This window comes from Maridesulfovibrio salexigens DSM 2638, from assembly GCF_000023445.1.
GTDB classification, from domain to species: Bacteria; Desulfobacterota; Desulfovibrionia; order Desulfovibrionales; family Desulfovibrionaceae; genus Maridesulfovibrio; species Maridesulfovibrio salexigens.
The window spans coordinates 733,985-760,037 of sequence record NC_012881.1; the positions used below are offsets into that span (position 1 = coordinate 733,985).

The 26,053-nt window shown below is 51.3% G+C and carries 22 protein-coding genes; all 22 read right to left on the reverse strand.

Going from position 1 to position 26,053, the window contains the following annotated elements; all coding sequences use genetic code 11:
- Window positions 1-597 precede the first annotated feature (597 nt).
- Window positions 598-2,004 (reverse strand): sigma-54-dependent transcriptional regulator, encoded by a 1,407-nt coding sequence (locus DESAL_RS03395; RefSeq protein WP_015850562.1) that lies wholly within the window; start codon window positions 2,002-2,004, stop codon window positions 598-600.
- The gene (locus DESAL_RS03400; RefSeq protein ID WP_015850563.1) at window positions 2,004-3,737 is read right to left on the reverse strand and encodes a two-component system sensor histidine kinase NtrB; all 1,734 of its coding nucleotides are present in this window, start codon (window positions 3,735-3,737) and stop codon (window positions 2,004-2,006) included. Before DESAL_RS03400 ends, DESAL_RS03395 begins: the two co-directional genes overlap by 1 nt.
- A gap of 15 nt (window positions 3,738-3,752) precedes the next feature.
- Window positions 3,753-4,604 (reverse strand): DUF4405 domain-containing protein, encoded by an 852-nt coding sequence (locus tag DESAL_RS03405; RefSeq protein WP_015850564.1) that lies wholly within the window; start codon window positions 4,602-4,604, stop codon window positions 3,753-3,755.
- A gap of 146 nt (window positions 4,605-4,750) precedes the next feature.
- Complete coding sequence (locus DESAL_RS03410; protein ID WP_015850565.1) at window positions 4,751-5,248, reverse strand: periplasmic heavy metal sensor; 498 nt, start codon at window positions 5,246-5,248, stop codon at window positions 4,751-4,753.
- Between the two features lie 335 nt (window positions 5,249-5,583).
- A complete protein-coding gene (locus DESAL_RS03415; RefSeq protein WP_015850566.1) occupies window positions 5,584-6,060 on the reverse strand; it encodes a Spy/CpxP family protein refolding chaperone in 477 nt (158 codons plus the stop codon).
- Window positions 6,061-6,267: 207 nt separating this feature from the next.
- Entirely contained in the window at window positions 6,268-6,930 is a 663-nt protein-coding gene (locus DESAL_RS03420) for an ABC transporter ATP-binding protein (RefSeq protein WP_015850567.1), read from the reverse strand.
- Window positions 6,931-6,939: 9 nt separating this feature from the next.
- Entirely contained in the window at window positions 6,940-8,100 is a 1,161-nt protein-coding gene (locus tag DESAL_RS03425; RefSeq protein ID WP_015850568.1) for an ABC transporter permease, read from the reverse strand.
- Window positions 8,101-8,109: 9 nt separating this feature from the next.
- Window positions 8,110-8,523: a DUF2318 domain-containing protein gene (locus DESAL_RS03430; RefSeq protein ID WP_015850569.1), complete on the reverse strand. Its 414-nt coding sequence runs from the start codon at window positions 8,521-8,523 to the stop codon at window positions 8,110-8,112.
- A 151-nt stretch (window positions 8,524-8,674) separates the two neighbouring features.
- Window positions 8,675-10,363 carry a radical SAM protein gene (locus DESAL_RS03435; RefSeq protein ID WP_015850570.1) on the reverse strand — a complete coding sequence of 563 codons (1,689 nt, stop codon included), beginning with the start codon at window positions 10,361-10,363 and terminating at the stop codon, window positions 8,675-8,677.
- 81 nt (window positions 10,364-10,444) lie between these two features.
- Window positions 10,445-11,722 carry a cell division protein FtsZ gene (gene ftsZ / locus DESAL_RS03440; protein WP_041722093.1) on the reverse strand — a complete coding sequence of 426 codons (1,278 nt, stop codon included), beginning with the start codon at window positions 11,720-11,722 and terminating at the stop codon, window positions 10,445-10,447.
- A 120-nt stretch (window positions 11,723-11,842) separates the two neighbouring features.
- Window positions 11,843-13,072, reverse strand: coding sequence for a cell division protein FtsA (gene ftsA, locus DESAL_RS03445; RefSeq protein ID WP_015850572.1), 1,230 nt, complete (start codon window positions 13,070-13,072; stop codon window positions 11,843-11,845).
- A gap of 53 nt (window positions 13,073-13,125) precedes the next feature.
- Complete coding sequence (locus DESAL_RS03450) at window positions 13,126-13,980, reverse strand: cell division protein FtsQ/DivIB (RefSeq protein WP_015850573.1); 855 nt, start codon at window positions 13,978-13,980, stop codon at window positions 13,126-13,128.
- On the reverse strand, window positions 13,977-14,864 hold the full coding sequence (gene murB, locus DESAL_RS03455; RefSeq protein ID WP_015850574.1) for a UDP-N-acetylmuramate dehydrogenase: 888 nt from the start codon (window positions 14,862-14,864) through the stop codon (window positions 13,977-13,979). The genes DESAL_RS03450 and murB overlap by 4 nt, the downstream gene beginning before the upstream one ends.
- Before the next feature lie 13 nt (window positions 14,865-14,877).
- Window positions 14,878-16,290 (reverse strand): UDP-N-acetylmuramate--L-alanine ligase, encoded by a 1,413-nt coding sequence (murC, locus tag DESAL_RS03460; RefSeq protein ID WP_015850575.1) that lies wholly within the window; start codon window positions 16,288-16,290, stop codon window positions 14,878-14,880.
- A gap of 53 nt (window positions 16,291-16,343) precedes the next feature.
- Window positions 16,344-17,426 (reverse strand): undecaprenyldiphospho-muramoylpentapeptide beta-N-acetylglucosaminyltransferase, encoded by a 1,083-nt coding sequence (murG, locus tag DESAL_RS03465; protein WP_015850576.1) that lies wholly within the window; start codon window positions 17,424-17,426, stop codon window positions 16,344-16,346.
- Window positions 17,426-18,541, reverse strand: a complete 1,116-nt coding sequence (ftsW, locus tag DESAL_RS03470) for a putative lipid II flippase FtsW (RefSeq protein WP_015850577.1) — start codon at window positions 18,539-18,541, stop codon at window positions 17,426-17,428. Before ftsW ends, murG begins: the two co-directional genes overlap by 1 nt.
- Window positions 18,538-19,842: a UDP-N-acetylmuramoyl-L-alanine--D-glutamate ligase gene (gene murD / locus DESAL_RS03475; protein WP_015850578.1), complete on the reverse strand. Its 1,305-nt coding sequence runs from the start codon at window positions 19,840-19,842 to the stop codon at window positions 18,538-18,540. Before murD ends, ftsW begins: the two co-directional genes overlap by 4 nt.
- An 8-nt stretch (window positions 19,843-19,850) precedes the next feature.
- Window positions 19,851-20,930 (reverse strand): phospho-N-acetylmuramoyl-pentapeptide-transferase, encoded by a 1,080-nt coding sequence (gene mraY / locus DESAL_RS03480; RefSeq protein ID WP_015850579.1) that lies wholly within the window; start codon window positions 20,928-20,930, stop codon window positions 19,851-19,853.
- Complete coding sequence (locus DESAL_RS03485; protein WP_015850580.1) at window positions 20,927-22,318, reverse strand: UDP-N-acetylmuramoyl-tripeptide--D-alanyl-D-alanine ligase; 1,392 nt, start codon at window positions 22,316-22,318, stop codon at window positions 20,927-20,929. Before DESAL_RS03485 ends, mraY begins: the two co-directional genes overlap by 4 nt.
- A complete protein-coding gene (locus DESAL_RS03490; protein ID WP_015850581.1) occupies window positions 22,315-23,775 on the reverse strand; it encodes a UDP-N-acetylmuramoyl-L-alanyl-D-glutamate--2,6-diaminopimelate ligase in 1,461 nt (486 codons plus the stop codon). Before DESAL_RS03490 ends, DESAL_RS03485 begins: the two co-directional genes overlap by 4 nt.
- A gap of 15 nt (window positions 23,776-23,790) precedes the next feature.
- The gene (locus tag DESAL_RS03495; protein WP_015850582.1) at window positions 23,791-25,737 is read right to left on the reverse strand and encodes a penicillin-binding transpeptidase domain-containing protein; all 1,947 of its coding nucleotides are present in this window, start codon (window positions 25,735-25,737) and stop codon (window positions 23,791-23,793) included.
- A 25-nt stretch (window positions 25,738-25,762) separates the two neighbouring features.
- The gene (locus tag DESAL_RS03500) at window positions 25,763-26,050 is read right to left on the reverse strand and encodes a hypothetical protein (protein WP_015850583.1); all 288 of its coding nucleotides are present in this window, start codon (window positions 26,048-26,050) and stop codon (window positions 25,763-25,765) included.
- Window positions 26,051-26,053 lie beyond the last annotated feature (3 nt).

Genomic DNA, 26,053 nt, shown 5'->3' on the forward strand with positions numbered 1-26,053 from the left:
AAGTAAAACTAAACACTGTTCCCCAAGCCAATTGAGGACAGTAAAAATTAATTGGAAGCGGTGGTGGTGAGAGAAGAGGAGAGGAGGGGGATTTTTTCCGGTGCGGAATTGGGGTTGATTTCTTGAACGGGCGTGCCGGTCGGTTTTATGTAGTAATCTTGTTTGGAATGCATTTTTCTATGCAGTGTGCGTTTGTTGTAGTTGTGTTTGATGTTGTTTTTGAAAAGTATTGTTTTTACTTTGCGAAAGTGCAGTTTGTATAATCTGATTTTAGGCGAAGTAAAAGCTCACATCTGTCGATTGTTGCGGCTTGGTTAAAATAGGGTAAGCCGTCTTTGTTTCAAGTTCAAAAATTATGAAGCTCGAATTTTAAGGGTAGATAAAATATGAGCCTATGTCAAATAAGATTGATTTTTGTTTATAAGCTATGGTTATTAAGCTCATTCAGCAACGTATGGAAGTTGAGCTGAGCTGAGAATGTATTGCCGGGGCTAAGGGCATGAGAATGGGGATAATCATGGATAATTGCCATAATTGATAAAAAAAGCCCGGAAATGAAAATTTCCGGGCTTAAAGAGCTTATAGTTGTGACTAATTCTACCTGCGGGTCAGGCCATATTTTTTCAGTTTGTACTGAAGAGTCCTGCGGCTGATTCCGAGAGCCTCAGCGGTCCTTTCGCGATGATGCTGGTTGGCTTCAAGGGCGGCTATAAGGGCCTGACGTTCCGCATCATCAAGAGTGGGGGTTCCGGTCGCAGTGGGCGCAGCCTGTTGAGTCTGTTGAGTCGGTTGCGTTGATGGTGCCGCTTCCGGTGATGCCTGCCTTGGAGCGGGATTAATCACCTGCGGAGGCAGCAGTTCCGGCCCCAAGACTTCACTGCGGCTCAAAATGATGGCCCGCTCAAGTACGTTTTCCAGTTCACGGACGTTTCCGGGCCAGTCGTAACGACCGAGCGCATCCAGAAAGGAAGGGCTGACTGAACGTACTTTTTTATTATTCTTACGGCCAAGCTTTTCCAGCAGATAAGCTACCAGTGAAGGCAGGTCGCCAACACGTTCTCTCAGCGGTGGTATGCGGATTTCAAGGACGCTTAACCGATAGTAAAGATCCTCGCGGAAATTCCCTTTTTCAACTTCCTTTTTCAGGTCGCGGTTGGTCGCGGCAATGATGCGTACATCAGTTTCCACCGGGGAAACGCTACCTAACGGTTCAACTACTTTTTCCTGCAAAGCCCGCAAAATTTTTGCTTGCAGCACCGGATCCATTTCCCCGATTTCATCAAGGAAGAGGGTGCCGCCGGAAGCGAGCTGGAAACGTCCGGGTTTGTTGGCATTGGCCCCGGTAAATGCTCCTTTCATATAGCCGAAAAGTTCACTTTCAAGCAGATCCGCAGGCAGTGCCGCACAGTTGACTTTGACCAGAGGTTTGTCGGCGCGCTGGCTTGCCCTGTGCAATCCTTCAGCAACCAGTTCTTTACCTGTACCGGATTCACCCAGTACGAGGATGGTCGCTTCAGAAGGTCCGGCCTGTTCAATGAGATCCTTCACGTTGAGCATACCCTGCGAGCTGCCGATCATTTGCTCTGTTGCTCCGGCGGCGGACTTGAGCTTTTCGTTTTCATCCACCAGTCTGGAGTAATCAAGAGCTTTGGCTAAAACGGCCTTGAGCTCTTCGTTGTCTGCTGGTTTGGTCAGATAGTCGAATGCGCCATGTTTCATGGCGATAACTGCTGAGTTCACGTTGCCGTAGGCAGTGAGCATGATAACCGGCAGACCGGGCATTATGGTATTAAGCTCCTTGAGCAGGGCCATACCGTCCATCCCTTCCATACGCATGTCGATCAGGGCTGCATTTAATGTCAGTCCGGGAAGCATTTCAAGGGCCTGTTCGCCGGACTGGGCTTCATGCACATTCCAGCCGTCACTTTCCAGTACAGCCCGGATAAGCAGGCGCAGTGACGGTTCATCGTCAACTATGAGTACATTCTTTCCTATGGCGTTCATTATTCTGATCCTTCATCACGCGGTGCCGGGAAAAAGAGCATTACGCAAGTTCCATCCAGAGGACCGGGCAGATCCGGTGCGGAGATGGTTACCCGACCATTGTGGCCGCGCATGATTGTGTTGACTATAGCAAGCCCTAAACCAGTTCCTTTGGGCTTGTCGGTGAAAAACGGTTCAAGGGCGTGTTTACGGATATCTTCAGGCATACCCGGACCGTTGTCGCAGACGCTTAGCCAAACTCCGTGTTCGGTGCCTTCGGCAACAATGGAAATAGTGCCGTTAGTATCCGGAACAGCATCCAGGCTGTTGACCAGCAGGTTAAGCAGAACTTGTTTGATTCCGTCCGGGTCGGCATAAACCTGCTCAACATTAAGTTCGGTTTGTAGCCGTGTGCCCTTATGTTCAAGATCAAAACCCATGAGTGTCTGCATGGTTTCGCATATTTCACGCAGGTCCATAATTTCAGGATTCAATTCATGGGGTTTGGACAGATACAGCAGGTCTGTTACCACCCTGTTTAACCGGTCTGCTTCGGTGAGCATTGTGGTCGCATATGTACCGTAGGGCTGCTCTTCTTTAAATTTGTCAGCAAATAGCTGTGCGAATCCACGCAGGGAGCTCAGGGGATTTCGTATCTCATGGGCTACACCTGCAGCGAGGGAGCCGATGGAAGCCAGTCTGCGCGCTTCGTGAAGATCTTCTTCCAGTCCGGCAATATCGGTGCGGTCACGGATTATGATCATCGTCCGTTGATCTTTTCTACTCTCAAAGTAGGGTAGGAAAATAAGCTCAAGGTTTTTGCCTCCTAGCCGGATATGCTCCCAGATCACGTTGTCCCGTTTGAAATCCTGTAGGGATTCGTAATTGAAATCATTCCAGTTCTTGCCCACAAGAACTTCATCGCTTTGGCATTGCAGCAGCTTATGAGCGGAACCGTTAGCTGAAAGAATTCCGCCCTGAGGTGAAATGGTCAGCAAACCGTCCGGCATATTGTCCAGCAGGTTTGCTTGAAACCGCTCCATGCGGGTCAGCTTTTTACCTTGTTCCCTGCGCTGAAAATAGGCCACGGCAAGCAGCCAGAGGACCAGTCCTGCAAGGAATATATAACCGGTTTGCAGCAGTGCAGCACGGCGGTACTGGTTAAACTGGCGCAGGTGTTTCTCAGCACTTAAGCCCAGCAGTAGAAAGGTCTCTTTATCTTGCGGAGGCATGAAGCCTCGTCTTTTATGACCGTATAGACGTTGCAGGATTGGCTGGCCCATTGTGCCGTACAGAAGGGCAGCCTTTCCTTCAATCATCACCGGAGTACTGGATTCACGCATCTGGGTGATCATATCGAAAAGACCTGGCGGCGGCGTATAGACTGTAGAATCATCATCAGCCTGTTCCACCACCAGTATCGGCTTGCGGTCCGGTCCGTAGAGCGCGATGTAGAGCAAATCGCCCTCGGCAACCATCTCTTTAAATAGCTCACGCGCATCCGGGATCAATTGCTGGGGCATGCGTCGATTATGCATGCCCGGAGAGCGCATGCGCCGAGCTCCTTCGACCAGCTGTATATCCAGACCACGGGCAATGGAACGTGCGGAAAGCAGCATATGTTCAAACACGGTCTGATGCATCTGGCGCAAGTTGTGCCATGTAAGGTACAAACTTCCGGCTCCTAGAAGGATCAGGGCCAGCAGAGCCAGAGCAAGAGGCAGCTTATGTGATTTCTGTGAGCTTAATTCCATTGAATCCGATTATGTTTAAGGATTGAGCAGTTCACCGATGGCCCGAGGAGATTCGAGTCCCAGTGCGCCTGCAATTTCCTTGATGGGGGTGTCTTTGTCAACAATCACACCTTTTTCGCGCAAAATTCCCAGTGCTGTATTCAGGTCAAGATTAAACTTTGCACAGTACGCTTCTACACTCATACGACCGATTCCGGCTCCCGCAGAGTGGGAAGGAGATTGTTTGTTGGGAGCACTGGATGTCTCTTTTTTTACAGAATTCTCTTTTCCGGGTTGGTCCTTGAGGATAATTTCATGAAGTTCCTTAGGAGTCAGTCCCGCTTTATTGGCAATGGATTTGATACTTTCTTTGGTAGATTCCAGTTCTATGCCTGCATTTTTGATGGATGCTGCTGCCTTATCAAGATCAAGCCCCATGCGTTTGCAGAAAATATTAAGCGGACTGAGTTCCGCGTGGCCATATGGCGGTATACCGTATTTGGCTTCACCCATAGCTTTAAAATCCTGACTGAATTCGAGCACCTGCTTCATGGGAGGCAAGCCTGCCAGAGTTCCGAAAGCCACGAACAGCGTGATAGTCAGGCTGATAAAAAAAGCTGGGGAGGTAAAGTTTGATTCACCGGCTTTCTTTTTAAGGTAAGCGAGAATGGGCTTCCAGTTCAGCCAGATGTGCAGGATAGAGACAACAAGGAAAAGTGCTCCGGTGCAGATGTGGATATCGCCCCATTGCTCTTTACTGAGGCCGAGCATGCTCCAATCCGCCCAATAGGCTACACGGCCCTGCGGTACGATGTACAGGATGACGCTGGTAATGATCAGGACAATAAAGGAAAAGAAACTGGTCAGGGATGTTGTTTTTCTAAACATGAGATTCTCCTATGATTTGTACTGATATTACTAACGTAAACTATCCTGAATATGGAAGTGAATTTAATAAAAAAAGGAGGACCTTATAGCCCTCCTTTTTACCCGTTTTCCTGTAATTAAGTGTAGATGAACGTTATTTAAAGGATTTAGTAGCAATTGCCGCCGGGGCAATTCATCTGCTTGAAGTTTCCGCAGTTACCGCTACCGCCGGGACATCCCTGCTGATAATTACCGCAGCCTCTGCCGCCTTTACCGTATCCTTGCCCCATGGGGGGGAATGACAGACCGGTTTCTTTTTCTATTTCAGCGGCCATCTTGTTGTGCTCGGTGTAAAGCTTGTCACGTACATCGGAAAGTTCTTTTACCAGAGCATGGATGGTATCTTTATCGGCTTTGCCGGAATCCACCAGAGCTTTGAGTTCAGTGTGTTTTGCCCACTGTTCGCTTTTCAGGGTTTGAAATGTGGATTCGTATTTTTTGATGATGTCCTGAACCTGTTTTTGCTTTTCAGGTGTCAGCTGCTCATATGCAGCCCAGTTACCGTTGTGGTAACCAGCGTTCCGGTAACCGTTTCGTGCCATGGCGACAGATGCTACTGCCAGAACCAGCACAACGATCAGCGGAATCAGAGTTTTTCTCTTCATATGATCTCCTGATGCGGTTAAAAGTTGTTGCCCTCTCAGTCTACCATAAAGCACGTGCTGTGCCAAAAGTAAAAGTTGTTTTAAAACATGTGTTTAGTATGTTTGTGCAAGTTTGCGATACTGTTTTAGTGCAAAGTTTTTGTGCATCATATTGCACAAAAGGTGCAGGTTTACCTGCAAACCTGCATGTGGGGATTCAGGGCGGGAGTCGCTTAATTTTGGAGGTATTAAAGAAAATAAAAAAGAGGCCCGGGGAGGGGGCCTCTTTTCGTCAAAGGGGATGGATGGAGTGTTCTGTTTATGCGTAGGATCTTGTTTGGGGTTATTTATCTAGCTTATGAGTTCCAACACCCTCTGTAATCATTGTTGTGTCTATGGCCTTTACGGGGACCGTCGTCATCAAAGTTGCGACCGCCGCCGAATCCCCGCATAGGCATTTCAATTCCGGTGGCTGTCTGAATTTCATTATTGACCTGCTTGCGGAGGTTGTAGGCCTTGGTTCTCAAGTCGACCATTTCCTTAACCAGCTTGCTGATTGTTTTTTGGTCGGCTTTACCGGAATCCACGAGCGCATTCAGTTCGGTGCGTTTTGCCCACATCTGACTTTTAATGGTCTGGAATTCGTCCTGATGTTTTTGGAAGATGGTTTCCACTTCTTTCTGTTTTTCCGGGGTCAGCTGCTCAAAGATCTGGCGGGGACCGTTATTGTATCCGTTATGTTCGCCGCCGTGGTATCCGCCTCGGGCCATTGCTGTTCCGGCCATGGCCATAACCATAATTGCGACTACGGGAATCACGATTTTCTTTTTCATAGTTCTCTCCTTACTTGGATGAATTATTGCTGTCTCGTAATTCTCCTAAAGCATGGCCCGTGCCAAAGTTACTAACCGCTTAAGTTGCTTGAATTAAGGTTTAATTTCCTTCCTGAGCAGTCTGAAAACACTTATGCAATGAATTGCGCATACGTGCACAAAAAGTGCAGATTAAATGTTAAATTGCACTTAGGAAACTTAATGTTTCTAAATAGTTTTACCGTCCTCCAGCTCTATTGTGTCTTTAGCCATGCTGGCATGGACCCGATCATGGGTGACCATCGCGATGGTCAGTCCTTCCTTATTGAGCTTGTGAAGTATTTCTATGATCTCATTGCCTGTTGATTTATCCAGACTGCCGCAAGGTTCATCAGCAAAGAGTATGGACGGTGACTTTACCAGAGCCCTCGCAATGGCGACTCGCTGTTGCTCTCCTCCTGACAACTGTCCGGGAAGACGGTCTTCCTTGCCCGCAAGTCCCACGCGTTCAAGGCATTCCCTTCCACGTTCCAACAGTTCTTTGTTCGCCGGTGCCAGCCTGTCCAGAAAGGGCAGTAGCACATTCTCATGGGCAGTGAGATAAGGCAGCAAATGGTGAGACTGGAAGATAATGGAGAATTCTTCCTTTCTAAGTCTGTCGATTTCAGAACCGGGTAGATTTGTGATTTCTTTTTCCTTGAAATAAACCTGACCCTGCTCAGGTTTAAGCAGGCTCGATATGACGCTTAGCAAGGTTGATTTGCCGGAACCTGACCGGCCGACAATTGAGGTGAATCCACCTTCAGGTATATCAATTGATACATTGTCCAGAACTGTTACAGCTGCGGACCCTTCACCATAGCTATGGCTGATTGATTCTGTCTTAAGCATATTAAATCCTTACAGTGAAACAAGGGTTCTAGAGGGATCAACGCGTGTGGCACGTATTGAGGGGATGGTAGCGGAAAGGACAGCCAGCCCAGCCACGGCAAGGAAGGTGATCCCGAAGGCCAGTGGATCAAAAGCAATTTCAGCTTCACCCATGTTCAGGTTCTTGAGGATTTCACCACTGGCAAAGTATCCGCCCAGATAACCAAGAATTCCCGAAATGCAGCCCATAAGCAGTGCCTCAAGGCAGAATATTGAAAACACCGATCCTGTTGAAAATCCCAGCGAGCGCATAAGCCCGATTTCTGTTTTACGTTCATTTACTGCCGAGAATATGGAGAGACCGATCATGAAGCAGGCAGTGAGGAGAATCACTCCGCTTACGGTCCAAGCCATCTGGTTTACAAAGTTGATGGCAGACATGCGTTGTTTTACAACATGCTGAAGTGCTTTAACTTCTGCGCCCGGTACCGCCTTGACGATTTGCTGTACGATTTCATCAATGGGGCATCCGGCGCAAAGGGCGGCAACTTCAATGAAATGTACTGCTCCGGGACGGCCTACGCTGTTGCGCAGCAGGTCAATATCCATAAAGATTACATTATCGTCTTCGGTTCCGGTGGGATCAAGAATACCTGCAGTTAGGAGCTTGTTTCCTTCTATTTCAAGGGCATCGCCGGGGTTTATTCCCAGCTTGCTGGCGGCATTGATACCGATAACAATTTCATTTTGTTTTTCAGGAAAACGGCCCAGAGGGTACCAATGGGTTTTAATATTTAATTCATCGGCCATGCTGACCCCGACAACCGCCACCTGTTGTCCTTTAACTTTGGAAATGGCGGCGAATTTGGGGGCTACAGCACTGAGGCGCTCCTTCAGTTCAATACCGCGAACAGCTTTAAGTACAGGCGTTCCCTGCAATTCATGAGATCCGTAAGCTACATTTCCGAGATCGAGTCCTCCATAACTTACGGACAGTGATTCTGTTTTCGGGGTAATCAGAATGTTGGCCCCGAATTTACTCATTTTCTCTTCAAGGCTGTTGCCAACAACTGTAGAGAGCAACTGGATGGAAACCACAGACATGACGCCCACAGTGAACACTGCGCATAGAAGAATGGTACGTAAAGGACGTCGGCCAAGGTTACGCAGGGGAATAGTAAAAAGATTCATGCGCGCTCCTTAGAAGTACATGGCCCCGGATCTGACCGCATCCAGAGAAATTACCAGCTTATCATCTTTGGTTTCTCTTGCCAGCGGAGAAGGGTTGCAACCACCTTTGACCACGTTGATACGTGTAGAGTGGAAGCGCATGCCGCAATTGTTGCAAACCATGAAGTCACCTTGCTGTGAGTATCCTTTTTTTGAGCGATAGCAGACATCACATGCATCGAAAGCAGCTCTGATAATTCCATCTTTGCTGCGGACTACAAAAAAACGGATCTCTTTTCCGTCAAGATTTACTGAGTAATAATGGGCCTGACCGTCATTTACTTCATTGATCGGGATGCTCAGTTCCTTATCCCCAATTTCCATTCCTGCAAATCCGTTTGCAGGCAGAAGCAGAAAAGCCAAAAGTAAAATCATTTTTTTCATGAAAAACACTCCTTTAAAATTCTATACCGCAGTAGTATGCAATTGTCGTACAAGGAGAGTTATTTCAATAGGTAGCAGTTTTGGTCAGTTGCTTATGAGTGGAAGATATAGTGATTTGTGCAACCTGATTGCACAAAAGTGCAATCAGGGATTAAAGCTCTTCAAGCCATTGATGCATGCCGCAGCTTTTGCATTCTGCGCATCCGTCAGGGGGACAGACCGGAGTTTTTTCTGCTTTCTGAAATCGCTGCCATTCACGCCAGAGGTATGCTTTTTTTACACCGGTATTGATGAAGTCCCAAGGCAGGGGGGAATCTTTGTCAAGTTCTTGGTCGATAAAACGGTTTACATCGCCTTTGAAAAATTTGGATGCTTTTTTCCAGCCTCCGTTTTCCGCAGCATAGCTGATGAATTCAGCCAGTGATTCGTCACCACGGGAAAGTATGCCTTGCAATCGGGCCTGAAATGGATTGTCGCCGGAAAAGGCAATGCCCTTATATTTTTTAGTTAGTCCTTTGACTTTGGAAAGAACGTCCTTGAGTTCTTTTTCAGACGGCATTGCAGCCCACTGCAGCGGAGTCCACGGTTTGGGAACAAGGCAACTGGCACCGAAGGTTATGCGCATGAATTGTTTTTTCTTCTTACCCTGACCACGTTTGCGGGCCTCATCTATCTTCTCAAGCATGAGAGCCAGTTCATCGTAGTCCGCAGCAGTTTCACCGGGCCAGCCCACAATTACGTATACCCGCAAGTGGTTGACACCCTTGGCGGCGCAGAGTTCCACCGCGCGCAGGAAGTCTTCTTCCTCAAGGTTTTTACTGGCCGCATCACGAAGCCGCCTGCTGGCTCCTTCCAGTGCAAGAGTCACAGTGCGGACTCCTGCTGCGCGCAGGATATCCAGCAATTCCTCGGTAAGTCCGTCAGCGCGAACAGATGAGAGGGAAAATTTGGTTTTCCTTTTTTTGAGCCATTCAATGTATGGAAGCAGGTCGGGCCAGTCGGTAAGGGCTGTGCCTACCAGACCGACTTTGGGCGGATCGGCAAGCTCCACAATCTTCTTGAGCTGGTCAATAGATGCGTGGCGTGGCGGGCGGTAGATGTATCCGGCAGCGCAGAATCTGCATCCATACGGACAGCCCCGGTTGACCTCGACAAGGAACATGTCCTTGAAGACCGCTTCCGGGCTGATAAAACAGGAATATGCAGGATCGCTCAGAAGAGGCACTCCGTGGCCTTCTGAAACCGGACCCGGCGGTAGCACTGCCCTGCGGACCTGACCCTTGGTCATGCCGGGAACGTAGACGCCGTCCCGGTCTTTGATCAGATCCAGAAATTCTTTTTTGCTTCCCCCGTCATAAATATGCTGCTTCAGTTCGAGACACAGGTCCTTCAATCCCGCTTCAGCTTCTCCTACCCAGAAGAAGTCGAAAAAGGGCGCGATGGGTGCGGGATTGAGGAAGGCCACCGGACCTCCGCCCATGACCAGCGGGAAGTCCGGGCGTTCCGCCGCCAGTGGCGGAACGCCCGAATCTTTCAGCATCCTGACCAGATGGAGGTACTCCTCCTCAAAGTTGATGCTGAAGCCGATCAGGGGAAACTCGGACAGTTCTTTGTCACTGTCCATGGAAACAGACGGTTGTCCCGGTTCGCCAAGGAAGAATCGCTCTACCGCAAGCTCCGCGTCCGGAGCCAGCAGACGATAGACAGCCTGCCAACCTAAGGTTGAGAGTGCAGACCCCTTCCGTCCGGGGAATACAAGAGCCGTGGGCAGACGGCCTCCTGTTTCCTCGGGCGAGGGTTCTTCCTTTCCGTAGTAGAAGAATTCCTCTTTCACGGACATGGGTTATCCCCGGTGCGGACCGTTTGGCCCGTACTGTTTCCGGTTTATAATCATCGCAAGTATATCAGGCGTTATATTGTCTTAATCAGCCTGCTTGCGAATGAAGGTCGGAACTTCGAAATCATCGTCATCATGGAAGATGAATTCTTCTCCACCGGAGTTGGCAGCCTGTTTGGGCTTGAGCTGTACAGGCTCACGGGTACCTGCCGCTTCAGCGGGCTTGCTTGCGGTGTGGCGCAGGTAAGCGGGGATGGAGCGGTCTTCTTCAGCGTGGGCGCTGCCCATCTGATGAACGTTGGTGGTTTCCTTGCTCTTGGGGGCCATGCCTCTGGGAGTGAGGTTAGGGCGCTGGGGCTGACCGAAAGACTGCTGTTCAACAGGCGGGGTAACGGTCTGTTCAACTGCGCTGTCGATTCCGGTAGCAATAACGGTGATGCGCATTTCATCGCCGACTTCAGCATCGAAAACAGTACCGAAGAAGATCTGTGCTTCCTCGTGTGCTTCTTCGTAGATGATGTTGGCTGCTTCGCTGACTTCATCAATGGTCATGTCAGGGGAGCAGGTGATGTTGATGAGCACGCCTTTTGCGCCTTCGATTGAAACATCTTCAAGCAGCGGGCTGGTGATAGCTTTCATTGCTGCTTCACGTGCCCTGTTTTCTCCGCGTGCGATACCGGTACCCATGAGGGCGAGACCGGAGCTGGACATAACAGCCTGTACATCGGCGAAGTCAAGGTTGATCAGACCGTGAACGGTGATCAGGTCGGCGATACCCTTGACGCCGTAGTAGAGTACTTCGTCAGCTTTTTTCAGCATTTCAGAGAAAGCTGCTTTTTTGGCGGCAAGCTGGAGCAGACGGTCGTTGGGAATGGTGATGATGGAGTCAACCACCTTCTTGAGTTCCTCAATACCTTTTTCTGCCTGCAGCAGTCTGCGCTTGCCTTCGAAATAGAAAGGTTTGGTTACAACGGCAACGGTCAGTGCACCTGCTTCCTTGGCAACTTCAGCGATAACGGGAGCAGCACCGGTACCGGTTCCGCCGCCCATACCGGCAGTTACGAAGACCATGTCGCAATCGCTGACCAGTTCGCGGATCTGGTCAATGGATTCGAGAGCTGCATTTTTACCCACGTCGGGGTTTGCGCCAGCGCCGAGGCCTTTGGTCAGTTTGTCGCCGAGCTGAATTTTGTACTCAGCCAGAGATTTGTTGATGTCCTGTGCATCGGTGTTAGCTACGATGAAGCGCACACCGGAGAGTGCGGACTGAATCATGTTGTTGATAGCGTTACCGCCACCACCACCACAACCGATAACCTTGATTCTGGCCTGACCGTCGTTTTCAATTTCCATGTAATCCATCATCATTTTTGATTTCCCCTGTTAAACTTTTGCTGCTTACTTTTCCGTGATCGGGGTCGGAAAAGAACTCCATGCCTTTAGTTCACTGAATCCCGCCAACCTTCAATGGCGCTACATCTTTTATGCGATGTCAGTGAACCATTTGCGCATCCTGCCCAGAATGCGGTTGAAAACATTTTCGTCACGGATTCTGAAGACTTGCTCGGAGCTGCCTTCTTTTTCCGCGCCGTACATGAGCAGCCCTACTGCAGTGGCGTATTTGGGACTGCTGACAACATCCTTAAGGCCTCCCACGCCAGCGGGATAGCCAATGCGGACCGGCAGATCAAAAATCTGCTCCGCCAGTTCCTGCATTCCGTCCACGAGAGATGTGCCTCCGGTGAGAACTACCCCGGCTGCAATCATATTTTTGTACCCGCTGCGGACCAGCTCCTGATCAACCAGTGACAGGATTTCCTCACAACGAGGTTCGCAGATCTCAGCCAGTACTCTCTTGGACATTTTGCGGTGATCGCGGCCGCCTACGGAAGGCACGTCAATGGTCTCGTCAGTAGTGACCAGATCGGTGAGCGCGGTTCCGTATTTGACTTTGATCTGTTCCGCAGACCCCATGGGCGTTCTCAGCCCGAATGCAATGTCGTTAGTCAGGTTGTTACCGCCGAGGGCAATAACAGAAGTATGTTTAATTGAATCATTGGCGAAGATTGCCAGATCAGTGGTACCACCCCCGATATCCACTATGGCAACGCCGATTTCTCTTTCCTCTTCGGAAAGAACGGCCTTGCTTGAAGCCAGTGATTCAAGAACGATGTCGGAAACGTCCAGCCCTGAACGGTGGCAGGAACGGATGATGTTCTGTGCAGAGGTTACCGCGCCGGTGACGATGTGGACCTTTACTTCGAGGCGCACACCGGCCATGCCCAGCGGATCGGCAATGCCGCGCTGATCGTCAACAATGTATTCCTGCGGCAGGGTGTGAATCACTTCCCTGTCCAGAGGAATGGCTACTGCTTTGGCTGCATCGATAACCCGGTCGACATCCTTCTGGGTTACTTCGCCGCCTTTTACAGCAATAACGCCGTGGCTGTTGAAACCTTTGATGTGGCTGCCTGCGATGCCCGCGTATACGGAGCGGATTTCGCAGCCGGCCATGAGTTCAGCCTCTTCAAGAGCCTTCTTGATAGACTGTACTGTCTGCTCAATGTTGACCACCACGCCTTTGCGCAGTCCTGTGGACGGGGCAGTGCCGATGCCGACAATGTCGACTCCGTCCGCGGTGGGTTCTCCCACAACTGCGCAGATCTTTGTGGTGCCGACATCGAGGCCGACGATCAGATCAGACTTGGACATAATTTTTTCTCCTCATCATCCTTATAAATTCGGGGTATTGCCGTTTGCGACAATCATTTCCCGGAACTGCGTTTTTCAACCCAGACCCTGTTTTTCCCGGTTGAAATGACTGCCACGTCCCTGAACTCCCCCCTATTCTTGAGGTCTTTCCAAACTGTGTTCAGGTGTGAAAGCTGTTCTTGCCAGTTGTCGAGGCCCAGCAGCACCGTAAGGCCGAGCCTGTCCATAAAAATTTCCATGCGGTTGCCGCCTTTGATATCAATCCAGGCAATCTGCCCCGGATCAAATGGCAGCTCACGTTTGCTGAGCATGTTCATGAATTCCGGCAGAATGTCCGCCTTGTCCATGGCTTCAGACTCAATATTGAGAAACGGCAGGGAGCTGAACTTGCCCGGAGCTACCGGAGCAATAAGTTCGCCGTTGCTGTCGCAGTAATAAAGAGCGTCATTGTGGCGGACCATAAAGCGGGGCTTCTTCTCACGAATATGAATCTGCATCTTTGCGGGAAGTTGCCTTCTGACCGCGGCGGACTTGATCCAGAGATTGTCGCTGAGCCTGCTTTCCACTTCGCTGATGTTCACCGCAAGGCTGTTCTTGTTCAGGTTCACATCGGCTATGTTCAGGATTTCGCCGTAACTCAAGCGATGGTTCCCGCTGACCTTGATGTCCTGCAACGCAAAATAGGGCAGGGCGGTGACCCAGCGGTAACCGGCGAGACAGCCTATACCGACCATAGCCAGCACCAGCAGACAGGCTCCGGAAATGCAAATCTTGCGCACCAGAGCGGCGAAAATTCCACCGATCGGCTGCGAAGTACTCTTGCGTTTCTTGGTCTTGTTGCGGCTGGCCTTTTTTTTGCCTGATTTACTCAGGTTCAGCCTGTTCTTGTTCAGTCCTGCTACGCTCATGACAGTATTATGACCTCCGGCTTTAAAGTGACGCCGAATTTTTCAGCCACGACTTCGGTTGCCTGCGACATGAGTTCCAGTGCCTGAACTGCGGTACCCCCGCCCTTGTTTTCAAGGAAGTTGGCGTGCATTTCAGAAAAGCCCATACCGCCGAGGTTTCTGCCTCTGAATCCGGCATCGTCGAGCAGCTTGCCCGCGCTGTATCCTTCCGGATTCTTGAAAACGCACCCTGCTGTCTTGGCAGTGACAGGCTGGGTTGCTTTTTTCTTTTCAAAAGTTTCTTTGATCCGTGCCCGGACTTCTTCTTCTGTGGACTTCGAAAGTTCGAATTCGACTTCCCAGACCAGAAAGAATTCATCTTCACTTTGACTCTCTGAGCCAATGGAAAAGTGGCGGTAGCCCCATTCCAGTTCTGTTGCCTCTTTCCAGAAAAGTCCTTTTGAAGGAGTCCAGATTCGAATCCGCTTGACGGAAGCCTGCATATCGGTCCCGTATGATCCGGCATTCATGGCTATGGAACCGCCGACTGAACCGGGAATCCCTGCCAGTCCTTCCATACCGGAAAGACCGTTTTTAATGAGCACTGAAAGCAGCCCCGGCAAACGCATGTCAGCAGGGACCAGCACGTTGGTGCCGGAAATGTGCGCCTCTGCTTTACGTTCACAGGCCACCTGCACAAGGGCGAGGTTCAGTTCCCCGTCCCCGGCGAGCATGTTGCTTCCTTCACCAATGGCAAGCAGATCGGAACCTTCTCGCTCAACAAAGCGGGAAAGTTCTTCAAGACCGGCTTCATCGCGCACCTTTGCCAGAACACGGGCGTTTCCGCCAATGCCAAGTGAGGTGAGCTGCGCCATGCTCGGTTTATGAAGCAATTCCAGTGTCATATATACGTTTCCGTTATAAAGCTGTTATTTCTTCCGGCTTGAGAACTTTTTCGCCGTCCTCTTCCAGATATTTCAAAAACTTTTCGCCCACAGTGTAGATAGAGCCTGCACCCTGAGTGATGAACAGGTCACCGGGTTTGAGGATATTGGGCAGTTCGTTCTGCATCATTTCAAAGTCCGGGTAAAAGCGGACCTTGGTGTCACTGACCTGTCTGATACCCTGCGCAAGAGACATTCCGTTTACGCCCGGAATGGGATCTTCTGATGCGGGATAGATTTCAGTCAGCAGCAGTTCATCTGCTTTTTCAAAGGTCTTGCAGAATTCTCCGAACAGGGCCTCGGTGCGGGTGAACCTGTGCGGCTGGAATGCCACAACCAGCCTGCGCTGCGGAAAGCAGGATTTGGCGGTTTCAATAGTGGCCTGAATTTCTGCCGGATGGTGACCGTAATCGTCCACCACGAGGATGCCTTTGGATTCGCCTTTCTTTTCAAATCTGCGACCGACACCCATGAAGTTGGAGAGACCGGAAAGGATCACTTTCGGGTCAAGTCCTGCTTCAAGGGAAACCCCGATGGCTCCCAGAGCGTTAAGCACATTGTGCTTACCGGGTTGGGCAAGGGAAACTTCACCGAGAAGTTTTTCATCAAGGTAGACTTTGAACAGGGAGCGAACTTCGCAGGACAGGATTTCACCGCGCAGTCTGTTGCCCTTGTTCAAACCGTAAGTCATGCAGGGACGCTTGATGGAGGGCAGCAGTCTTTGCACGCCCGGATCATCACCGCAAACAACGTTCATTCCATAGAAAGGAATGGAGTTCATGAATTTGCGGAATGATTCATCAATAGCTTCCTGACCGCCGTAGAAATCAAGGTGGTCTTTATCCACGTTGGTCACCACAGTGATGATCGGCGCGAGGCAGAGAAATGATCCATCGGATTCATCCGCTTCGGCGATGAGGAACTGTCCGTCACCAAGACGGGCGTTACTGCCGAAGGTGTTCAGCCTGCCGCCGATGATGACTGTGGGGTCCAGCTCGGCTTCAGTGAAAATTGTTGCCAGCAGAGAGGTGGTAGTTGTTTTGCCGTGGGTTCCCGCAACTGCGATACCTGTGCGCAGGCGCATGAGTTCGGCCAGCATCTCCGCTCTGGGAATGATGGGAATACCCAGTTCGCGAGCTTTTACCAATTCCGGGTTGTCGTCAGAAATTGCTGTGGATTTGACCACTACATCGGCGTCATTAACATTGTCCGCGCCATGTCCGATAAAGACCTGCGCTCCCATTTTGAGCAGACGTTTCACGGGGGCACCGGCCGCCAGATCGGAACCGGTCACGGTGAAGCCCATGTTGATCAATACTTCGGCAATGCCGCTCATGCCTGAGCCGCCGATACCGATCATGTGGATGTTGCCAACTCTGCTGCGCATGATGGGACATGCGGTGTCCGTTACTAAGGGTACACTCGGTCCTTCTGCTGCGATCATGCTGCACCTCTCACTGTTTTCATTCTAATAATATCTCCAACGCCTTCCGCGATAGCGGAGGCCGCATCAGTCCGGGCAAATGAAAGGGCCTTGCTTCCCATGCCTTTCAACCTGTCCTGATCCGCAATCAGTTTAATAATTTCATCGGCCAGCCTGTTTCCGCCAAGTTCAGCTTGCGGAATGAGTTCTGCCGCTCCCAGATCAGCCAGAGAACGGGCGTTCCCGGTCTGGTGGTCGTGGGTGGCGTGCGGAAACGGGATAAAGATGGCTGGCTTGCCCGCTGCCGCTACTTCGAAAACAGTGGATGCTCCGGCTCTGCATACAACGAGTGAAGCTTCGGCATATGCTTCGCCCATGTTGTGTATGAACGGGGAAACCTTTCCGGTATCCATGCCGTTCTGCTCGTAACCTTTGCGGACTTTTTCAAAATCAGCTTTTCCGGTCTGGTGGCGCAGGCTGATACCCGCTTCCTTCAGCTTGGCAAGGCCATCGATGACGGCATCGTTAATGGCTGCCGCGCCCTGACTTCCACCAAAGACCAGTACTGTCTTTGTATCCGCACAGTTGCCGGAGTCGATTATCTCTTTACGGACCGGATTACCCACCACAACGGTCTTAGCTGCGGGAAATGATCCGTTCCTATCCTCAAAGGAGGCGAAAACTCTTTTTACAACTTTGCCCAGAATGCGGTTGGTCACTCCGGGAACGCTGTTTTGTTCGTGGATAGCTGTGGGTACACCAAGCAGCCAAGCTGCCAGTACCGGACAGAATCCGGCGTATCCGCCGAATCCGATAACTGCATCAGGCTTGAAAGAAGCAATTTCCTTCAGTGCCATGATCATTGCAGATACAATCCAGAGCGAACTGAAAACTTTTTTGATGCCGCCGCCCAGAACACCTTTTGCCGGGAGTCCCTTAAAGGATATTCCCGCCCGTTCAACCATTTCCCGCTCCGGTCCCTTGCCGCCGATAAAGAGAATCTCGCATTGCGGGAAACGGTTTTTGATCTCATGGGCAACGGCCAGTGCGGGGAAAACGTGTCCCCCGGTGCCGCCGGTGGTCAGGACAATGCGTTTCATCAGACTTTCCCCCTTGAAAGATTGAGGAGGATGCCTATGCAGATGCAGGAGATCATTAAGCTTGATCCACCGTAGCTGACGAAAGGCATGGGTACGCCCTTGGGCGGTACGGTTCCCATTACCACCGCGAGGTTCAGGCAGAAGCCCAGAGCAAGCATGATGGTAAGTCCGTATGCGGTGAAACGGTCCTGCAGATCGTCCTGAGCCAGAGCGATTTTAAATCCGCGCCAGACAAGGAAACCGATGACTGCGAATACAGCCAGTACACCTAGAAAGCCCAGTTCCTCACCCACAACTGCCATGATGAAGTCGTTGTGCGCTTCAGGGAGGAAGAAAAGTTTCTGCTTACCTGCACCCAGTCCCTGCCCGAAGATATTCCCCGAACCGAAGGCATACAGGGACTGCACCAGCTGGTAGCCTTCCTCGTGCGCGGACTTGAAGGGATCAATGAATGCGGTCATGCGTTTAAGTCTGTATGGGGAGCTGGTAATCAGCATATATCCCGCTCCACCTGCGAAAATCAGTGATGTCAGCAGATAGCTGATTCGGGTTCCGCCCACGAGACTCATAAAAAATAAGATCATGCACAAAAAGACCGAGCCGCCGAAGTCCGGCTGCATCATAAGCAGCAGGCAGAGCGCGCCGGTAATAGCAAATGGCGGCAGAAAGCCTACGCTGAAGGTCTTAATCAGTTCCTGCTTGCGTGAGAAAAAGTAAGCCAGATAAAGCACCAGCGCGGGTTTGCAGAATTCCAGCGGCTGAATACGCAGCGGTCCCAAAGCGATCCAACGTTTTGCACCCCCTGCCGCTACCGATAACGGTGAGAAATCGCAAAGCAGCAGGAGCACGAAGGCAGCCATGAGCCAGACGTAGACCATGTTGTAGAAAAAGCCTTTGGGCAAACGGGAGCAGATGTACATCATGCAGGTTCCGATCACGAGAAATACCGCCTGCTTCTTGAAGAAGAGGTATTTATCGTCAAAGAAACGCTCGGCCATGATGCCACTGGCGGAAAGGACCATCATCAGTCCGAAGCAGGCCAGCAGCAATGCCGCGGCCAGCAGCCAGTAATCTAAGCGCTCAGGTTTACCGGAGAGGTTCTTTTTCTTATTCAAGACAGTGCCTCCATGATCCGTTTAAAATCATCGCCTCTGGCAGGGTACCCGGTGTAAGCGTCAAAGCTTGCAGTTGCCGGGGAAAGCAGGATTGTGTCTCCTGCTTTGGAATTTGCAAAAAGGGCACGCACAGCCTTTTCAAGGTTTTCGTGCCATGAAATTTTGAATTCATCCTTGAGCGCAGGTTCAAAGTGTTCGCGTCCTGCTCCGAAAAGCCCGACTTCGGCAACCTTACCGCGCATGGCAGGAATGATTTCCCTGACGTCGCCACCTTTGAAAACGCCGCCCAGCAGCAAACGGACCGGACCGTCAAAGCTGTTCAGTGCAGCACGGACTGCATCAAGGTTGGTGCCCTTGGAATCGTTGATGAAGCGAATGCCGTCCACCGATCCGATATCCTGAATACGGTGCGGTTTTCCGACAAAAGTTTTCATCCCTGCTTCAAATTCTTCGCGGGTCAATCCAATCTTTTCCAGTGCCAGCCATGCTGCTTCAATATTGAGACAGTTGTGCTTGCCGGGAAGGTTGGGCTGTTCTTCAAAGGTCGAACCGTCAAACCATTTGACCTCGGCCTTGGTAAAGCTTGCCGGATCAAGTTCGCCCTTCATGTCTGCGGGCAGAATCGCCAGTTCGTCTTCACTCTGGCGTTCAAAAATTTTCAGCTTGGCCTGCAGGTACTCATCCATGTCCTCATGGTAGTTGAGGTGGTTGGGCGAAATATTAAGCAGGATGGCTGCCTGCGGTCTGAATAAGCGGCAGTTCTGGAGCTGAAAGCTGGATACTTCGAGAACCAGTACATCAGCCTTGCCGTCTTCGTAGATGAATTCGGAAAGGGGAGTGCCGTAGTTGGCTCCTGCGAATGCTGTTCTACCGGACTCTTCCAGAATGTGCTTAATAAGCGCTGTGGTCGTTGTTTTGCCGTTGGTTCCGGTGATGGCAATCTTGGGCTCATTAGCAAACCATGAGGCCAGTTCCAGCTCGGAAATGATGGCTCTTTCCGGAAGGTTTCCGATAAACGGAGCGATGTTGCGAGCCGGAATACCAGGGCTGGCGACTATCACATCAGCTCCTGCGAACTGTTCTTCGCAGAACGGTCCGGTCATGAGCTGGGCGTCCGGGCCGAGACCTTCAAGGATGTCTTCGGTCAGGTTTTCATTGCTGTCCACAATGCGCACGGTGGCCTTGAGCTTGTGCAGCAGTTTTGCTGCGGCAAGACCTGATCTTCCGGCTCCGGCTACAACTGCCAGCCTTCCGGTGAACATGCGGGTCGAAGTGACCTGTTCTACAAATGCGCTGTCCATAACATCCTTTACCTGATCTTCAAGGTACTTAAGGCCATAAGAGCCATTAAAATAGAGATGACCCAGAATCTGATTACGATCTTTGATTCCGGTACTCCCTTGTGTTCAAAATGGTGGTGCAACGGTGCCATGCGGAAAATCCGTTTGCCGCCGCTGACCTTGAAATAACTGACCTGCATGATCACCGATATGGTCTCGAATACGAAGACACCGCCGACGATGATCAGCAGTAATTCCTGCTTACAGAGTACGGCGATGAAACCGAGCACGCCGCCGATACTTAAGGAACCTACATCGCCCATGAAAAGTTGGGCCGGATAAGCGTTGTACCAGAGGAAACCGAGCCCTGCGCCAACCAGTGCGCCGCAGAAGACTGTAACCTCACCAACTCCCGGAACATGCGGAACGTTGAGGTAGTTTGCCATGCCGATATGTCCGGCAATGTAGATAAAAAAAGCATAACAGGTGGCACTGGTGATGGAAGGTCCGATAGCCAGTCCGTCCAGTCCGTCTGTCAAGTTAACCCCGTTGGATGCTCCAATCATGACCAGCAGAGCGAACGGCAGATACATCCAGCCGAGGTCGGGGGTGAAATTCTTAAAGAACGGTACTGCCAGTTCAGTTGAATAGGCAGGCTGCATGATCAGCAGTCCTACAGCTGTTCCGGCCACCAGCAACTGTCCGAGAAGCTTGGCTTTGGGGGATATGCCCTTGTTCTGCTTGCCACGAATCTTGGTGTAGTCGTCCACAAAACCGACCAGGCCGAATCCGGCAAAGACCAGCATGGTCAGCCAGACGTAAATGTTGGTCAGGTCAGCCCAGAGCAGGGTGGAAACCAGCACTCCGAATCCGAGCAGCAAGCCGCCCATGGTCGGGGTTCCGGCCTTGCATTTATGCAGTTCGCCGACTTCGTCCTGAATGTACTGTCCGCATTTGATTTTCTGCAGCCAGCGCATCATCATGGGACCGAGCACAATGGTGATAACCAGTGCGGTCAGCAGGGCGTAGATGGAGCGGAAAGTTATATAACGGAATACATTCAATGCTCCGATTTGCGCGCTCAGGGGAACTAGAAAATGATAGATCATGCTTTGTCTCCTTCGTTCTCCCCGTTAATGTCGTTGTTCAGTGCGTAGAAGTAATCTTCCATGTGGCAGGACCTCGACCCTTTAAAGAGGACCACCGCATCACTGAGACCCAGTTCATGTATTCCATTCAGAAATTCGATAGGCTGTTTTACCGGAACCAAAGTGGACCCGTTTGTCTGTGAGGCCACTTCTGAGTAGTGCTTGCCGTGATAGAATGTTGCGTCCGGCTTGGTTTCGGCAATTTTGCTGCCGAGGTCGCAATGTGCACAGCCAGCTTCTTCACCAAGCTCCAGCATATCTCCGAGTACCAGAACCAGCGGTCTGTCATCGGCAATGCGTTTGGCGGTGTCGATGGCACGGTTCATGGACAGCGGGTTGGCATTGTATGAGTCATCGATAAGTGTCCATTTTCCGTGGGTGTGGCAGTGGAAGCGCTGCTTGGGCAGTTCAACTGTTGCCAGCCTTTCCGCTATCTCGGTCAATTCCATGCCCAGTTGATGGGCGGCGCAAGTTACCGCTGCTGCATTTTCCGCAAAATGGGAACCGCAGGTAGGCAGAATAACTTCCGCTGTTTCTTCCCCGGCCTTGATCAGGAATCTTCCGGATCCGTCAGGCAGGGTATGCAGCAGGGTGCTGTAGTACTCTGCGTTCTCATCCTGTGAAGAAAAAGGAACAGGCTTGGATATTTTATTTGCTGCTTCCCAGAGCAGTTCGTGATCCTTGCAGCACAGTGCTACACCTTCGGGGCGAATGTATTTGAAAAGTGACGATTTCTGATCAGCCACGTTTTCCAGTGATCCGAGTCCTTCAAGGTGTGCAGGCCCGATGTTGTGAACAATTGCCATGTCGGGCTGGGCAATGGGGCCCAGTTCGCCCATATCATGGGGCAGGCTGATACCCAGTTCCATGACCCAGTATGTCTCTTCGCCTGTAGCTTCGAGCATGGACAGGGGCAATCCGAGCTGGTTGTTCAGATTCATGAAATTCTTATGTACGGATCCGGAACCTGAAAGCACATGGGCAAGCATTTCCTTGACCGTGGTCTTTCCTGCTGAACCGGTAACGGCAATCATGCGGGCATGGGATTTCATGCGCCAGTATGCGGCAACACGGCCAAGAGCTTGAACGGTGTCTTTGACCATGATAGTAGGCTTGTCCTCAAATTCGGGCATGAACTGGGAAACAACAACCGCAACTGCCCCGGCATCAAAAGCCTGCTGGACAAAGTTGTGGCCGTCAAAATTTTCCCCTTCAATGCAGAAGAAGACATCACCTTTCTTCACAAGCCTGCTGTCAATACGCACGGCTGCGATTTCGATGTCTGCCGCAGAGGGTAGATCGCTGCTCCCCATGAGCTGTTCTTCGAGTTCACATAAGGTCAGCTTCAACCGTAAATCTCCTTAATTGCCTTTAAGACTTCTTCGCTGTCGCTGAAGTCCCGCTTTTCCGTACCGATAATCTGGTATGTTTCGTGTCCCTTGCCTGCGATGAGCAGCACGTCATCCTCAGTCATTTCCGCAACCGCTTTGCGAATCGCATCGGCACGGTCAACCTCTTCGATGACGTGGTCACAGCCTTTGAGTCCGGGCCGGGCATCGTCGATGATCTGCATGGGATCTTCGGTGCGCGGGTTGTCTGAGGTCAGCACCGCCACATCGGAATAGCGACAGGCAGCTTCAGCCATTAGCGGACGTTTGGCCCGGTCGCGGTCTCCACCGCAGCCGAACACAGTGATGACCTTGTTGAAATCAAGGTCCTTCAGGGTACGCAGGACGTTATCCAGCGCATCCGGGGTGTGGGCATAGTCCACGAAAATGTTGAGTCCCTGATCATTGCGGACCCGTTCGAGCCTTCCGGGAACCCCGTCAAACTCTTTGAAAACATTCATCTGCTTGGGAGTAAGCCCCATGTGCAGGCCGATAGCCTGTGCTGCCAGCAGGTTGGAACCGTTAAACTTACCGATAAGGTCGGTTTCGATTTCCCACTGTTCGCCATCGCAGGTCATTTTGAGGCGCATGCCGTCACCGGTACAGGAGACCATCTCGCCGCACAGGGATTTGCAGCCTGTGGCGCAGGAAGCGTCCATGCCGTAACCGATTGCCGGGGAGTAGCATTCCAGCAGACGTCTTCCGAAGGGATCATCGAAGTTGATGATGCCTCGCTTGAGTGCGCTGGGGTAGTGCTGGAAGAGCATGCATTTTGCCTTGAAGTACTCTTCCATGTCTCCGTGGTAATCGAGGTGGTCCTGAGTGACGTTGGTGATTACTGCAGCATCGAATTTAAGACCGCAAACACGGTTCTGGTGCAGAGCATGGGATGAAACTTCCATAACTGCTACATCCACACCTGCTTCGTCCATCTTGGCGAGCATTTCGTGCAGCTGCCAGCAACCGGGGGTTGTCAGCGGGGCTTCCTGTTCATATCCGGGCCAGCGGTAGCTGACTGTTCCGAGTACGCCCACTTTCATCCCTGCGGAAGAAAGCAGCTGTTCGATCAGGTATGTGGTGGTGGTCTTGCCGTTTGTTCCGGTTATGCCCACCAGCTTGATCTTGCTGTCTGCGGTTTTGAAATAAGTCATTGCCAGTTCGCCCAGAGCTTCACGGGGGGATGGGTGGGATATCAGCTCAGCAGAACCGGTTTCAACTTCTTTCTCGCAAACGATGTAAGCGGCACCTTTTTCAAGTGCCTGAGGCACGAAATCAGCACCGTCACTAAGAGGACCGGAAATGGCGACAAATACATCACCTTCGCGGACTTCCCGTGAATCTGTCTGGACCATCAACCCCTCGCCGACCTTGGCGAGAAGTGCGTCCCATTTTGCTTTATTCAGTACTGTTTTCGACATAAAAATTTCCTTTAACTAAGAAACCCAGAGTACCATTTCCGCCTTTTTGTCCTCGGGCCATTTGGCTCCTGCGGCAGGCAGTTGTTTGGTTACTTTCATCCCCTGTCCTTTAAGTTTGGGGACAAATCCTTTCTGGACCAATATTTCAATTGCCCTGCGAATGGGCATTCCTTTCAAATCAGGTACCTTATCCCCGGAAGCGGTAATTTTCGCCGGAGTAGCACGTAATGCCTTTTTGGGCATAGCAGTGAAAGTCTGTCCGGCAGCCATAACAGGAGTCGGCTTACGGTGCTCAGGCAACTTGCCGTAGTAGGCAAGGGTCTGAGTCATAATTTCTTTTACTGCCGGGGCAGCAACAGTGCTGCCGTAGTGGTTCGGTTTCGGATCATCTACCATCATGTAGACGATGTAATCGGGGTTGTACCCCGGTACCAGAGCCACAAAAGAGGCTATGTATTCTGTGCCGTATCCGCCTTTCCTGTGTGCTTTCTGAGCGGTTCCGGTTTTGCCTGCTACGGTGGTTCCGCTGATTCTGGCTTTACGTCCGGTTCCGTCGTCCTGCACAACCTCGCGCATCATTGCGAGTACTTTTTCAGCCACGTCCGCACTGAAGATGCGTTTAGGCTGATCTTCCTGATCGGAGCGGGGGTATTGCACCAATCTGAGCGGTTTTTCAACACCTTTGTTAGCTATGGTCAGAAAAGCTTTCGCCATCTGCACGGTGGTAACGCCGACACCCTGCCCGAATGATCCGGCAGCCAGGTCTATTTCATTCCATTTGGCGGCAGGGCGGATCAGGCCTTTGCGGTCACCGGGAATCGGCAGCCCGGTCTTGTGACCGAATCCGAGGTCGGTGATGAACTTATGATAGTTCTGCACTCCCAGTTCCAGTCCGATCTTGGCACAGCCGATGTTGCTGGAGTATCGCAGGATTTTGTGCACCGGGAGCCACCCTTCCTTATGGGTGTCCTTGATGTACTTACCGTTGATTTTCCAGCGGCCGTTTTCACAATCAAAGAGCTTCTCCGGAGTTACAACCTTGTGTTCAAGTGCCGCAGCCATGAGGAAGGGCTTGAAGGTTGAACCCGGTTCATGAACGTCAAGAGCCGCACGGTTCCTCCAGATATTAGGGGCACTTGTGCGGAAAATGTTGGGGTTGAAGAGCGGGAAGTTGGCCATTGCCAGAACATCACCGGATGCTGCTTCAACAACTATGGCAGACCCCCACTTGCCATTGTATTTTTTCACCGCTTCAGCCAGTGCGTTTTCAGTTACTGACTGCAGGTGTGAATCAATGGTCAGGTGGATGTCTTTGCCGCGTACATCCATTTCTCGGCCCATGGCATCAAGATAGAGCCTGCGGCCGGATGCATCACGCTGCACAACAAACTGCGCCTTGCGGCCTGCAAGACGGTCATTAAATTCTTTTTCCAGTCCCTCAAGTCCGTTACCGTCGATCCCGGAAAAACCCAGCAGTTGCCCTGCAAGGTAGTTGTTGGGATAGAGCCTGATGTATTCCGTGGTCAGGTACACACCGGGTAATTTGGCCTGTTCGACTTTCTGGGCAATGCGGTCATTGATCTGCCGCTTGATCCAGATGAAGTTCGACTTACGGGACAGTTTTTTTCTCAGCTTCGCTTGTGAGATGCCGAGAATTTTTGAAAGCTTGTAGGCCGTTCCGTCCACATCGGTAACTTTGACCGGGCGGATGTACACGGATGAGGCTTCAACGCTGGTTGCCAGCAGGTTGCCGTTGCGGTCATAAATGGAACCGCGTTCTCCGCGTTCCAGTTCCGCAGCAAGATGCTGGCGGGAGACCATGCGTGACAGATCAGCCCCTTTGAACAGCTGCAGCCATGCAGCCCTGCCCAAGAGACCTGTCCATACAAGGGCGAAAAGGACCATGACGAAGAGCAGCTTGTTTCTGCTCGCCTTCAGGCTTTCTTTTTTCCTTTTAGCCATTGTTTAGGGCTCCCTGTTTTTTCAGCTATGGTTTCGCCTTGTTCGCGGGTCTTCTAATCTGCCCTTGCGAGGCCGGTCCGAAACCGTATTCTTTTGCCAGCTCCCTCAACCTTATGGGAGAGAGCAGATTGTTTTTTTCTACTTCCAGCTTTGCCGCCAGAGCTTCCTGTTCATCGAGCCGTTTTTCCATTCGCCGCAGCTCATAGGCCCTGTCGACCCGCTCGATGTTCAGCCAGACCGAAACCAGCCCCAGTATGAGTGCCGATCCCATGGTCAGGGCCATGGCCATGGCTATTCCCTTGGAATCACTCATGGC